Origin of the sequence: Moritella viscosa (assembly GCF_900120065.1) — a bacterium.
Lineage (GTDB): Bacteria > Pseudomonadota > Gammaproteobacteria > Enterobacterales > Moritellaceae > Moritella > Moritella viscosa.
Map to the genome: position 1 here is coordinate 239,056 of NZ_FPLG01000114.1, position 13,383 is coordinate 252,438.

A 13,383-nucleotide genomic window follows, 5' to 3' on the forward strand; every position below is an offset into this window, starting at 1 on the left:
ACTGAAATTTTGGAATGTAACTTCTAATTTCCCTCGATAATATATAAATCATAAATTTTATATTGTATTAGCGGCTTCAAAAAGGGTTTCTTATGTCGAAAGTAATTACTGCAGCAAAACAAGCATGGTCTGCAAAAGATCAAATCACACGTAACATCTGGTTAGCAGGTTTAGGTGCTTATGATAAAGGTTATCAATCAGCATCAAATACTGTAACTAAAAGCCAATCAATCTTCGATGAATTAGTTGAACGAGGTCGTAAGTTAGAAGCTGACACAACACAAACTCTTACGTCTCAAAAAGACAAATTAACATCAGCAAGTCAATGTGCTACAGATGCGTTACAAGATAAAGTACATAAGGCGGTTACGACTTTAACGCACATTGATGTTAATGCATTCGATAGCATTATGGATAAAATTGATCAAATCGAAAAAGCACTTGCAGATGCTAAAATACAGCAAAACAAAGAAGTCATCGTAGAAGTTGAAGCGATTAAAGATGTTGTCGAAAAAGTAGAGATTGCTGTAACGGAAAAAGTGGCAAGTGTTTCGGCTCAAGTTACAACTGCTGTTGAAACTGTCGCTGAAGTTGTCGCACCGACAACAAGTAATCCCGTTGTAAAAGAAGCGAGTGAAGTAGTTGTCGCGGTTAAACAAACGGCAAAAAAAGTATCAAACAAACGCGTTAAAAAAGCCGTAGCGAAAAAAAAATAATCATTCCGTAACTGATTGTGGTGGTCGGCAGGACTGCCCAATCAGGTTTTATCATTTCAATTATGCCACTCTCGGTAATCATATAACTCCTTATTTATATAAATTTCCCATATAGTTAGCGGCGATTATATCGTTTAATAACACCCCAATTATCCGGCATAAATACGTATCACATAACATAAAAAAATCATCTAAAATAAGTATTTCATCGTGCGGAAAAGGCACAAAAATGATATGGTTAATACAAGATTTATTACAAAGAGAAGTTAAATGTTCGACAACTATAACAACATAGTAATCCTTACGGGTTCAGGTATTTCTGCTGAATCAGGTATTGAAACATTCCGTGCAAGTGATGGATTATGGGCTAAGCATCACATTGATGATATTGCCACTCTAGATGGTTATCGTCGAGATCCTGAGTTAGTTTATAGTTTTTATAATCAACGATTTAATCAATTATCATTGCCTAGTGTTCAGCCTAATGATGCACATATAGCATTAGCTGAATTACAAAACAACTATTCTGGTAATGTCAGTATTATCACGCAAAATATAGATAATTTACATGAACGTGGTGGCGCGAAAAATGTTATTCATATGCATGGCGAGTTAGTCAAAGCACGTTGTGAAAAGACACATAAACTATTCCCCTACAAGCAATTAAATAAGACATTAAAATGCCCGTGTTGCAAAGAACCTGGTAATCTTCGTCCACATATTGTCTGGTTTAATGAAATGCCTTTATTTATGAATGATATTTATAAATCATTAAGCACGGCTGACCTCTTTATTGCTATCGGGACTTCGGGCTCTGTTTACCCAGCGGCTGATTTTGTCAATGAAGCACATAAAGTACGTGCACATACTATCGAAATCAATTTAGACTCAACGCATATCTCGGATAATTTTCAAGAACACCGAATTGGTAATGCAACTGATGAAGTGAGAGAGTTAGTAGATGAATTAATGGCGAGAGATAAACAGTTCTTTTAAAATAATAAATTCGAATTAAACGCGATAAAAAGGTGCATATATGATGCACCTTTTTATTATCTATTATCAGTTCTAAATCGCGGATAACCTTACAGGTTTTGCGCTTTTAACTTTTCGTAATAACGTTCGTAAATGATATTCGCTTCACCAACATCAGAGTGGAACTCACCGTTTGCAATTGTTTCTGCATCAGGGAATACGATCTTGTTTTCGGTAAACGCTTTTGGTAGTAATTTTTTAGCTGCCTTGTTGGGTGTTGGATAACCAATCTCTAAAGCGACTTCAGCTGCAACTTCTGGACGTAATAAAAAGTCGATAAGTTTATGTACTGCATCAACGTTCTTTGCGTTTTTTGGAATTGCTAAGCTGTCCATCCAAAAAACAGCACCTTCTTTTGGATATACCATCGTAATGTCGCTATCTTCTTGTTGCGCCATATACGTGCTGCCATTCCAAATCATACCAAATTCAACTTCACCTGCGATATACGGATTAGCCGGGGTGTCAGAATTAAATACAAGTACGTTAGGCATTAGTTTTTTTAATAACTCATATGCTTGTGCTAATTCTTCTTCGTTTTGTGTATTCGCTGAATGACCTTGTATTTTTAATGCCATGTGGAATATTTCACGGGCATCATCTGTTAATAATAGCTGACCTTCCCATTTAGGATCCCATAAGTCTGTCCAACTTGTTACAGATGCTAATTCAATATCTGCAGTGTTCACACCAATACCTGTAGCGCCCCAGATATATGGGATACTATAACGATTGCCTAAATCGTATTCTTTGTTTAATAGAGATGGATCTAGGTTGCCAAAATTAGTCAGCTTCTTATGATCGATTTCTTGAAGCATGCCTTCTTTTGTCATTTTACTAATGAAATACGTTGATGGTACAACAAGATCATAACCATTCTTATCATATGTTTTTAATTTCGCGTACATTGACTCGTTGGATTCATACGTTGAATAAACAACTTTAATACCTGTTTCTTCAGTGAAACGAGCTAATAGGCCTGGCGGGATATATTCAGACCAGTTATAAAAATTAATGGTTGTTGCGTAGGCTGAGTTACTAAAAAGTAGGGCAGCGGCTATACACTTTACGGTTGATTTAAACATAGTAATTTGACTTCTTCTTTTTATTTAATAGTAAACAACAGCAGCACAAGGCTGCATAACAAGTAAAAGCGATGCTAGAGAATCTACTTTTCACCTTTATTAATAAGGGCTGCGGCAATAACAAACGAAATCGATATTAAAATCATAACAGTAGCTAGTGCATTAACCTCTGGCGAAACACCAACCTTAACCATTGAATATATCTTCAATGGGAGTACTTCAAAACTAGGCCCCGTCACGAACGAACTCACAATTACATCATCAAGCGATAAGGTAAATGATAATAACCAACTCGCAATAATGGCTGGTTTCGCAATGGGCAAAATAATACGTTTAAAGATTGTTGCTTCGCTTGCGCCTAAATCTTTACCGGCTTCTAATATCGCGTTATCAAAATTACTTAAACGACTGTAAACCGTGATGACAACAAACGGGATACAAAAGGTTATGTGAGCGATAAGTAAGGTAGCAAAGCCAAGATCTAAACCAAGTATAATAAATAAAGCTAATAATGAAATCGCCATCACAATATCGGGAGACATCATCACAACAAAGAGTAGCCCAGATATAAACTTTTTACCTTTAAACTGATGCTTAAATAAAGCCACAGCACCCAATGTACCTATAACGACGGCAATTGATGATGCAAAAACAGCAATGGTTATCGAGTTAAATGCCGCTTGGAGTAATGTATCGTTACTCCAAAGTAGTTCATACCATGTTGTCGTAAATCCTTTCCATTTTAAGCCGTATTTAGAGGCATTAAACGAATTTCCGATTAAAATAAAGATAGGGGTATATAAGTATATGTATACTAATAATAACAATACTTTAGATATATGACGTTTAAGCATTGTTACCTCTTTTTTTAATCGATTTACCTACCTTATAATAGAAAAGTAGTAAGCCTGCCATGAACACTGTTAAGGTGATACTTGCAGCAGAACCAAACGGCCAATCCCGAATATTCAAAAATTGTGTTTTAATTGTATTACCAATCAGTAAGTTTTTAGCTCCACCGACAAGATCTGCAATATAAAACATCCCCATGGCAGGTAAAAATACTAATAACATACCTGCGATAATCCCCGGCATTGTCAAAGGCAATTCCACTTTTAAAAAAGTCGTAAACTTAGATGCGCCAAGATCTTTCGCAGCTTCAATCAAGCTTTTATCTATTTTTTCAATACTCGAATACAAAGGTAAAATCATAAATGGCAGTAATATATAGACCAAAGCAAAAATGACTGCAAACTCGGTGTACATCAGCTTTAACGGCTTATCAATGATATGTAAATTGAGTAATAAAGCGTTAAGTAGACCCTTTTTAGCTAATAAGATCTTAATTCCGTATGTTCTAATTAATGAATTTGTCCAAAACGGTACAATAATTAGGAATAACAACACTGGTCGTACTTTTTTAGGTAACTGGGCTATCGTATAAGCAAAAGGGTAACCAATAATTAAGCAGATAAACGTTGCTATACTCGCCATATACACGGAGTGACTTAATACCTTAAAGTACAAGGGATCAAATAAACGTACATAGTTGTCTAACGTAAAAGTTAAGCTTATTAAGTTTGCATCATCGCGTGTCAAAAAACTGGTGACGATAATCATGAAGTTAGGTACCAATACGAAAACACTTAACCAAACAAGTAAAAGCCCAATAGAGAAACGCTTAAAAAGCGACGAATTATTCATCTTTTAAGATAACCTCCCAGCTTTCAACCCAGGAAACAGCAACTTTCTGTCCAAGGCTATGGTCAAAATCTGGATCATCTTCGTCAAAGAATTCACTAATTTGTACTCTTTCACCTGAATCTAAGCGGATAACCGAATCTAGTGTCATTCCTTTGTAATTTCGTTCGATAATATGCCCTGTAATCTGTGCAGACGTAGCTTTAGCGTCTATTTCTTTAATTCTTAAATCTTCTGGTCGTAGTAAAATATGGACTTGTTGATCGAGTTCTAACAATAGCGCTGTTGAAATCGTATACTGACAGCCATGCACATTGGCAATGTATTTACCTTCGCCTAGGCATGATTCAATAGCACCAGGGAATATATTTATTTCACCAATAAACTTAGCCACGAATAAGTTAATCGGCGTTTCATAAATTTCTCGAGGTGTACCGATCTGCTCAACGTTCCCGTTGTTCATTACAATAATACGATCAGACATTGTTAATGCTTCTTCTTGATCGTGCGTAACGAATATAAAGGTAATGTTTAGCTTTCGTTGCAACATTTTAAGCTCGTTCTGCATTTCTTTACGTAGCTTATAATCTAATGCGCTTAACGATTCATCCAATAACAGTACTTTTGGCTGATTAATCACTGCTCGTGCAATTGCCACACGTTGCTGTTGACCACCTGAAAGTTGAGCTGGCTGGCGATCTTTAAAATCGGTTAGCTTTACGATGGCAAGAATATCATCAACACGTTGTTTGATTTCTGATTCCGCAATTTTTTTCATACGCAAACCAAAGGCTATATTTTCAAACACTGTCATGTGGGGGAACAGTGCATAGCCTTGGAAAACGGTATTGGTATTACGCTTTTCTGCTGAAACATTTGTGATGCATGTATTTTCAAGGTATACATCACCGCTATCAAGCGTTTCTAATCCAGCAAGCACACGTAATGCCGTTGTTTTGCCACAGCCAGAAGGGCCTAAAATTGTGACAAATTCACCATCATAAATATCTAATGTTAAATCATTAATAATAAGTTTGTTATCAAATGACTTTTTTGCGTTAGCAAGTCTAATGATTGAGTTTTGATTTTTATTAAGCATCAATAAACCTAAATGATAAGAGGTCCATCTAATCGAATAAGATGAACAATTTACGTGAATTCTAATGCTATAGTTCACAGAAATGAAGCATAAATTTGCACTTCAATAAAAATAATGCGTTTAAAACATATTCAGGTCATTTTTAAAACTTTAAAAGTGATAAAGTCGAAATATATGCTCTAATTTATGACTTATTTTAGGTATAATCAGCGAGACAATAATACCCCCTTACTTTTACTTATTTATTAAGGAACAGATCATGTTTAATAACTATTTCATAAAAGTGGTGCTTCTTTCAAGTCTCCTTGTCCCTTCTTTAAGCGCCCAAGAATTAGTCGTTGGTTATGATGGTTTTTATAACAGAATAAAAAATAGTAAAAAAGAACAGTACGTTAATACAAAAATTGGTGTTTTCCTTAATAATAGTCAGACAGGTAAACATTGCCAGATCGAAAATGCATTTATTAATTTCGAAGGCGCTATTACTGATGTTGAAATTGGGTCTGATTCAGAGCTGCTGCTCCCTTACGATAAAGAACTACGTGACAATAAAGCAAAACTGCACGTGAACGTGACAGATAAAGCGTCGTGTGACCTTGCGTTCCAAATTATGGCGGCAGAAAATAACAGTACAGAATATTCAACTTTATCTTTAGTGAGGCAAATTGAAGAGTTTGATCTGTTTTTAGGGAATATGGCCGGTTATTTTGGTCGAATGAATTTACCTGCAACTGTGGGCGTACAATTTATTTTTGATGAGCCTGTCGATGCTTATACCACCAGCGGTAATTTATTTAAAAGCGGTAAACAAATTTCGTTATCTCAGGATGAAATTATTCACGATAAAATTGCTGGAATCAGATTCAGTAAGCAACCATTACGTATCGTACCGCTAACTGAAATTTGATTGACTCTGAATTAGAGAATAAAATTAAATAAGTTAAAAATTGAATAAAAAAAAGCACTGCAGTGATGCAGTGCTTTTTTATTTCTAAAATTAGAAAACTCTATAATTCAACAACAGTAATAGCGTCGTTTGGGTCAAAGTTTTCTACACCTGTTTTAGATTTTTCAACAGAGACCATTTCAATTTCATTATCAAACGCTGTATCAAATTCAGTTAACTCATCAGCGCGTTCTAAATCCATATTTACAAAATCAAATACATTGGTGTCAGCAAGGTGACTTGGCACTATGTTGCGAATGGCATTAAAGCAATTATTCACACGACCAGGGTTTGCTTCATCCCACTGTGCTAGCATTGCTTTAACCGCTTGGCGTTGTAAGTTTTCTTGTGAACCACATAGGTTACAAGGAATAATAGGAAATGCTTTAAAGGCTGAGTAAGCTTTAATATCTGCTTCGCGGCAATATGCAAGTGGGCGAATAACAATATTACGCTTATCGTCAGAAATTAGTTTTGGTGGCATTGTTTTCATTTTAGCACCATGAAACATATTCAAAAATAATGTTTCAACGATATCATCAGCATGATGGCCAAGAGCAAGTTTGGTTGCACGTAATTCTACCGCTGCGTTATACAGAATACCGCGACGTAAACGAGAACAAAGACTACACGTTGTTTTTCCTTCTGGAATCTTATCTTTAACGATACTGTAAGTATCTTTCTGAACAATTTTGTATTCAATTCCAAGATTCTCAAGGTAGCGGGGAAGAATATCTTCAGGGAAACCCGGTTGTTTTTGATCTAAGTTAACCGCAATAATGTCAAAACTAATCGGTGCAGCTGCTTGTAATTGAATTAAAATGTCAAGCATTGTAAAACTATCAGCACCACCAGACAAACAAACCATGACTCTGTCACCATCTTCAATCATATTATAATCTACGATTGCTTTACCTGTTTCGTGGCGCAGTTTTTTTTGCAGTTTAGCAAATTGCTTTTTTTCTAAAGCGGTAAGGTTTTCAGGATTCATTGGGACACTCAGGATAAATATTGCTGTAAGCAGCGCAGTATACCCAAGCAAGCCGGAAATGCAAGTTCCAGAGCAAGGGCAGAGTGTTACCGTAAGATGTCACATTAGAAATTGATAATTATTTTAACGCTAGAAGGTCACAGTTAATTGAATCAATCACCATTTCAGCCGTATTCCCGATTAGAAATGCAGAAAGTCCATTACGTGTTGGTGCGCCAAGTATCACTAATTCGGCATCTACTGCTTGAACAACATCAGCAATCACATCCTCTGGTGCACCAGATTGAATATGAACATTTTCTTTGGCCACGTTAAACTTAGCTGCGTGGGTATACATGGTATTTTTATGATGGTCTTCAATCTCTTGATTATATGCGACTGCATCAAAATTAGGGATTTCTATCGATATATGTTCAGGTGTACTTGGATAAGCATTCACTAAATGTATATTTGCATTAAGTAATTCTTTTAGCTGCAGCGCTTCTTGAGTAATTCTTCCATTAATGGAGTTATCATCTTCAGAACTGAGGCTCGTTGTTTCAAGCACTTGTATAGCGGCAACAATATTACCCCCAATCGGCCATTCATGCTCTTTAACAAGCAATACTGGACATTGACTTTTACGCAACAAATGCCAATCAGTTGGTGTAAACATAACGGCACTTAGCTTATTATGATCGTGCGTAGTTTTTACAATCAAATCGTGATTATTGAGTTTAGCTTCTTCCAAGATTGATTCGAAAGGACGCTTATGCCAAATTAGCTTTAACTTTATATTCACACCTGAATAATCTTGTTTTAATTGCTGCGTAAATGATTTTTGTTCTTCGGCAACAATTGCATCTTGCATTGACTGACGTTCATCACTCGAAAATAGAGATGTTAGTTCATAAGAAAGGTCATAGATAACAAGAAGAAGGGTAATTGATACGTTATCTTGTTGAGATGCAAGATATAATGCACGGGATAACGCAACTTGTGGCGTATTAACTGGATCTGCAACCACTAGAATATTTTTATATTTATTCATAAGGCACCTTCATCACTAATTGAATATAGAGTAAGTATATGTTTCTTATATTGATTATACACAATCAACAATTTTACTTATTTAACTATATCTCAATTTGTGATAGATGCCATAAATGTACTGCATTTTATGGGCTATAAGTTAAGCGCTGTGAACTAAGATTCTTTCTTACCAGCGAGTAAAGCTAAACCCTCACGATCTAAAATACTGATGTATTTTCCTTTAACTTCAATCATTTTACTTATTTGGAAACGACCAAGTAGGCGGCTGATTGTTTCAACCGTAAGACCTAAATAGTTACCGATATCACCACGGGTCATGGTTAAACGGAATTCTTTAGGTGAGAAACCGCGCTCAGAGAAACGTACCGAGAGATTATTTAAAAAAGCAGCAAGACGCTGTTCAGCGTTCTTTTTACTTAATAACAAAATCATTTCTTGATCAGCTGCTATTTCGCCACTCATTAAGCGCATTACTTGGCGACGTAACATCGGCATTTTACCAATTAAGTCATCAAGGGTGTCATAAGGTATTTCACAAACCATAGATGTTTCTAATGCTTGAGAAAAACTTGGGTGAATACCGGAGCTTAATGCATCAAAACCGATTAAATCACCTGCGAGATGGAAACCCGTGATTTGTTCATCACCTTGTTCTGTAATCGTGTATGATTTAACAGATCCTGAGCGGATAGCGTAAAGTGATTTAATTTTATCGCCGGCTTTAAAAATTTCATCGTGCTTTTGAAACGGCTTTTTGCGTTCAATAATTTGGTCGAGAGAATCTAGCTCTGAATCATTCAAAGAATATGGTATGCAAAGTTGGCTAATGCTGCAGTTTTGACAGTGGATTTCACACTTTGAAGTAGCAATTCGTGTTGGGATCTTTTTATCTAAGGCCATAATTCCAATAAACTCTTTTGATATATGTCAATATTGTACCAAATTTAAATGCTAGAAGCACTCAATTGTACTAATGCTATATAAATAATATGTAAGCCGAATAAAATGAGTAATAAACCACTCATTTTTTTGAATTTTGCATTTTGTATTAAGCGGTTAAATTTACTCGATAAGCTTCCAACTAAGAACATAATAGGGAAGGTTCCTAACCCGAACGCAAACATCGTTAATGCAGATTCTAATGCTGACCCACTCGCTAAAGCGAGTGTTAGTGCTGAATAAACTAAACCACACGGTAACCAGCCCCATAAAAAACCAAGCGGGAAGGCGTGATAAGGTGTTTTTAATGGCAAAAATCGGCGAGCAACTGGTTGAATATATCGCCAGACTAAACGACCCACTTTTTCAAGTTGAAGAATCGTTGAATTGAGTTGCGCAATATATAAACCAATCAATATGAGTGTGATACCAGAAACAAAGCGTAAGATCACTAATAAGTCGTAGCCGGCACCAAAATTTAAGCCAATTTGTGCTGTGTAACCGACAATTGCGCCTATTAGCGTGTAGCTAGTAATTCGCCCTAGATTATAAAATAATGGAGCGAGAGATGTAGTCTGAGGTGATGATTGAGTGTTTGCATGTGCGATGGCGCCAGAAATACCGCCACACATTGCGATACAATGACCAGCACCTAAGATACCAATCATAAAAGCAGCGACAAAACTAGTTATCATGCTTGACTACAGGTTTAACAATCGGTGATTCGTTGTTATTATCATGGTCGTCAAACAAGATATTACTACCTTCGCGCTCTAAATCTTCAAATTGGTCTGATTTAACGGCCCAAAAAAAGATACCCACTGCGATTGCAACAAAAATAATCGCAATCGGGATTAACATAAAAATAATTTCCATTACTTTAACAGCCTTAATGAATTACCAATAACAAGCAGTGAACTGAGTGACATTCCTATTACCGCAATATACGGAGGTACGCTTCCTGACATTGCCAACGGTAAAATTAATGAATTATAACCGAGCGCCCACATTAAGTTTTGCTTTATTATTTTATATGTTTTTGTCGCAGTAGCCAGCATATATTTCATCGCAATGAAATCGGTAGTCAATAACACAACATCCGCACTATTTTTAGCAAGGTCAGAGCCTTCTCCCATTGCAACAGATACCGTCGCAGCACTGAGTACTGGCGCATCGTTAACCCCATCACCAACCATCAGCATTAATTTTCCTCCTGCTTGTTGCTGATTGATGTAAGCAAGTTTACTTTCTGGTGATTGACTTGTTTTTTTATTTGTTATTGCTAAACCGTCGGTTACTTTGTTGGTGTTGTTTTCTGTATCACCAGTAAGCAAGGTCACGTCTAAGCCAGTATTTGCAATATAATCCAATGTGGTTGAAACGTTTTCACGCATTTCATCTTGAATATAAAAACGTGCAATTAAGTCATTATTTTTAATTAAATAAACAACGATCTCTTTACCATCTGATGTTGAGCTTGTCTGCTGTGTAAAGGTAGAAGAGCCTATTTTGTAAGTATCATCACCAAGCGTTCCCGTAATACCTAAACCAATATGATTTTCAGTTGTATTAAATTGAATTTTTTCTATATTTGATTTAAAGGCAGACGCTATCGGGTGTGTTGAGTGCTGCTCCAAAGACGTTGCTATGCGTAATAATTCGTTTTCTTGTAATTCACTGTCCGATTTAATACTCGTTAGAGAGAATGCGCCTTTGGTTAATGTTCCTGTTTTATCAAATGCGATCTCATCAACTTTGGTCAGCGATTCAAGCACGTGCTCTTTACGAATTAAAATACCGCGTTGAGATAAGAAACTGGTTGCACAGGTTAGTGCTGTTGGTGTCGCCAGTGATAATGCGCAAGGGCAGGTTGCTACAAGTACAGATAAGGTGACCCAAAACGCTTTATCTGGATCATGACCTAACCAAAACAAGTAAGTAGCAGCGGATATGATTAATAACGAAAGAACAAAATAACGTGATATTTTATCGGCTAAAATAGAAATCTGAGGCTTTGATGACTGCGCTGTATTTTGTAAGCGAATAATTTCTGAAATCATATTGTGTTTGTGCGTTTTAGTCACGCATACGATAATGGTCTGTTCAACATTAAGACTACCTGTATAAACACCACTATCAACTGACTTTGCAATGGGTAAGAACTCACCAGTTAGCATAGATTCATCAACACTTGTCTCACCGGTAACTATGGTGCCATCACAAGGGATCACTTCACCGATTTTAACAATAACGTGATCGTTGATTTCAAGTTGTTTTGTGGGAATTAGTTTTTCGATTTTATCTTTATCAACACGCAATGCCATGTTAGGAATAAGCTTGGCCATGTTCGCGCTCAGCTCAGACGTTTTCTTACGGGCTCTCAGCTCTAAATATCGCCCAAATAATAAGAAGAAAGTAAACATTGAAATCGATTCAAAATAAACTTCACCTGTGCCAGTCATGGTTGCATAGGCCGAGGCTGTATAAGCACCAAGTAATGCGATTGAAACAGGGACGTCCATACCTAAGGTTCTAGTGCGTAAATTACGCAAGGCATTTGAGTAGAAAGGTTGTGCAGAATAAAGTAATACGGGTGTCGCAACAATCAAACTTACCCAGCGGAAAAGCTGACGATACATCTCTTCCATATCACCAAACCAAGTAGAGTAGAGCGCAACAGCAAACATCATTACTTGCATTGTCGCTAATCCGGCTAAACCTAATCGTCTGAAATAAGATTTAAGTTGCTTGTTGTACATCAATTCATGTTGGTCTGCTTGAAAAGGCGATGCACTGTAACCTAAATTACTAATTCGTTTTAAGATATCACTTAACTTTATTTGTGCATCAATCCACTTGATCGTAATACGGTTACTTGTTGCGTTTACGTTGATGAAGTGAATACCTTGGGTGTTACGTAAACTTTTTTCGATTAACCAAGCACAGGCGGCGCAGGTTAATCCTTCAACTGTGAGGGTGATTTCTTTTATTTCACCATCCTGATAAACAAACTCATCTTGAATTTCATTATCGTCATATATTTCTAATCGTAATAATTCATCCGGTACTAATTGCTTTGCTGTGGGAGATAAATCAGTTCTGTGTTCATAATACGAACTTAAACCCGAACCGACGATCATTTCAGCGACAGACATGCAACCTGGACAACACATTTCACGTTCTTCAGGTGCGATATACACTTTATATTTATTTTTATCAGCAGCTAAAACACTTTCGCCACAGTGGTAACAATTAGTCCCGTTTGACATTAATCTTGCTCGCCGTCTAACTTAATTACTGAAGTATTTGGATATTGAACGTATTCTTGAATGCGCCATTTTCCATCAAAAGACTCGGCACGCACACGCCATTTACCTTTTAGCATATCGTCTGGAATTTCTACACGGTAACTTCCGTCACCCGAGGCTGTTGCCAGTACTGATATATCATGTTTCGCCAATGTGACATGGAAAAATGAAATGTTAAGCGCTTCGTTCTTTGTCATATCTCCTGTAGAAGGTGTGAACACGGCGAAACCGTCGTCGAATTTTAGGCTGAAAGTAATATTTCGAACCAAAGCTTCATGGTATTTAGTTAAGTCTTGGTTGATCTTTTTACCGTCTTTATAATAATCGTCAGAAACCATATCAGGTTGATTGTTTTGAAAAATAATAAAAGTCGAAGTGCCAGCAACCACGGCTAATACAGGAAAGAAAATGACAAACCAGAACCACGGTTCTTTATACCAATAAGATTTCATTGTGAACTCCAAAAAGGGAAATGCGAAATTTAACAAAGTTATAGCCAAAAAAAAAGCTCCATTCAGTAAATGGAGCTTT

General features: G+C 36.5%; 14 protein-coding genes. 3 read left to right on the top strand and 11 right to left on the bottom strand.

What is annotated here, in order from left to right:
- Nucleotides 1–92 precede the first annotated feature (92 nt).
- Both BT797_RS19280 and cobB read left to right on the top strand, forming a co-directional pair.
- On the top strand, nt 93–716 hold the full coding sequence (locus BT797_RS19280) for a phasin-related domain-containing protein (RefSeq protein ID WP_045110458.1): 624 nt from the start codon (nt 93–95) through the stop codon (nt 714–716).
- A 270-nt stretch (nt 717–986) separates the two neighbouring features.
- Nucleotides 987–1,712, top strand: a complete 726-nt coding sequence (cobB, locus tag BT797_RS19285) for a Sir2 family NAD+-dependent deacetylase (protein ID WP_075473195.1) — start codon at nt 987–989, stop codon at nt 1,710–1,712.
- A gap of 89 nt (nt 1,713–1,801) precedes the next feature.
- On the opposite strand, the gene BT797_RS19290 is transcribed toward cobB, so the two are convergent.
- From BT797_RS19290 to potA, 4 genes are all read right to left on the bottom strand, one after another.
- Entirely contained in the window at nt 1,802–2,836 is a 1,035-nt protein-coding gene (locus BT797_RS19290) for an extracellular solute-binding protein (RefSeq protein WP_045110456.1), read from the bottom strand.
- An 83-nt stretch (nt 2,837–2,919) separates the two neighbouring features.
- The gene (gene potC, locus BT797_RS19295; protein ID WP_045110455.1) at nt 2,920–3,690 is read right to left on the bottom strand and encodes a spermidine/putrescine ABC transporter permease PotC; all 771 of its coding nucleotides are present in this window, start codon (nt 3,688–3,690) and stop codon (nt 2,920–2,922) included.
- Entirely contained in the window at nt 3,683–4,540 is an 858-nt protein-coding gene (gene potB, locus BT797_RS19300) for a spermidine/putrescine ABC transporter permease PotB (RefSeq protein ID WP_045110454.1), read from the bottom strand. Before potB ends, potC begins: the two co-directional genes overlap by 8 nt.
- Nucleotides 4,533–5,636, bottom strand: coding sequence for a spermidine/putrescine ABC transporter ATP-binding protein PotA (gene potA / locus BT797_RS19305; protein ID WP_075473196.1), 1,104 nt, complete (start codon nt 5,634–5,636; stop codon nt 4,533–4,535). The genes potB and potA overlap by 8 nt, the downstream gene beginning before the upstream one ends.
- 259 nt (nt 5,637–5,895) lie before the next feature.
- Here potA and BT797_RS19310 point away from each other — a divergent pair, with 259 nt between their 5' ends.
- Nucleotides 5,896–6,543 (top strand): DUF2987 domain-containing protein, encoded by a 648-nt coding sequence (locus tag BT797_RS19310; protein ID WP_075473197.1) that lies wholly within the window; start codon nt 5,896–5,898, stop codon nt 6,541–6,543.
- Nucleotides 6,544–6,643: 100 nt separating this feature from the next.
- Here BT797_RS19310 and ttcA read toward each other — a convergent pair whose 3' ends face one another.
- The 7 genes from ttcA to BT797_RS19345 all read right to left on the bottom strand — a co-directional run bounded on the left by ttcA (nt 6,644) and on the right by BT797_RS19345 (nt 13,304).
- Nucleotides 6,644–7,573 carry a tRNA 2-thiocytidine(32) synthetase TtcA gene (ttcA, locus tag BT797_RS19315; RefSeq protein ID WP_045110451.1) on the bottom strand — a complete coding sequence of 310 codons (930 nt, stop codon included), beginning with the start codon at nt 7,571–7,573 and terminating at the stop codon, nt 6,644–6,646.
- Nucleotides 7,574–7,691: 118 nt separating this feature from the next.
- On the bottom strand, nt 7,692–8,603 hold the full coding sequence (gene uspE, locus BT797_RS19320; protein ID WP_045110450.1) for a universal stress protein UspE: 912 nt from the start codon (nt 8,601–8,603) through the stop codon (nt 7,692–7,694).
- Between the two features lie 155 nt (nt 8,604–8,758).
- On the bottom strand, nt 8,759–9,505 hold the full coding sequence (locus tag BT797_RS19325) for an FNR family transcription factor (RefSeq protein ID WP_045110449.1): 747 nt from the start codon (nt 9,503–9,505) through the stop codon (nt 8,759–8,761).
- A gap of 44 nt (nt 9,506–9,549) precedes the next feature.
- Nucleotides 9,550–10,239, bottom strand: a complete 690-nt coding sequence (locus tag BT797_RS19330; RefSeq protein ID WP_045110448.1) for a sulfite exporter TauE/SafE family protein — start codon at nt 10,237–10,239, stop codon at nt 9,550–9,552.
- Nucleotides 10,229–10,420 (bottom strand): cbb3-type cytochrome oxidase assembly protein CcoS, encoded by a 192-nt coding sequence (ccoS, locus tag BT797_RS19335; protein WP_045110447.1) that lies wholly within the window; start codon nt 10,418–10,420, stop codon nt 10,229–10,231. Before ccoS ends, BT797_RS19330 begins: the two co-directional genes overlap by 11 nt.
- On the bottom strand, nt 10,420–12,813 hold the full coding sequence (locus BT797_RS19340; protein ID WP_045110446.1) for a heavy metal translocating P-type ATPase: 2,394 nt from the start codon (nt 12,811–12,813) through the stop codon (nt 10,420–10,422). Before BT797_RS19340 ends, ccoS begins: the two co-directional genes overlap by 1 nt.
- Entirely contained in the window at nt 12,813–13,304 is a 492-nt protein-coding gene (locus tag BT797_RS19345; protein ID WP_045110445.1) for a FixH family protein, read from the bottom strand. Before BT797_RS19345 ends, BT797_RS19340 begins: the two co-directional genes overlap by 1 nt.
- Nucleotides 13,305–13,383: the final 79 nt, after the last annotated feature.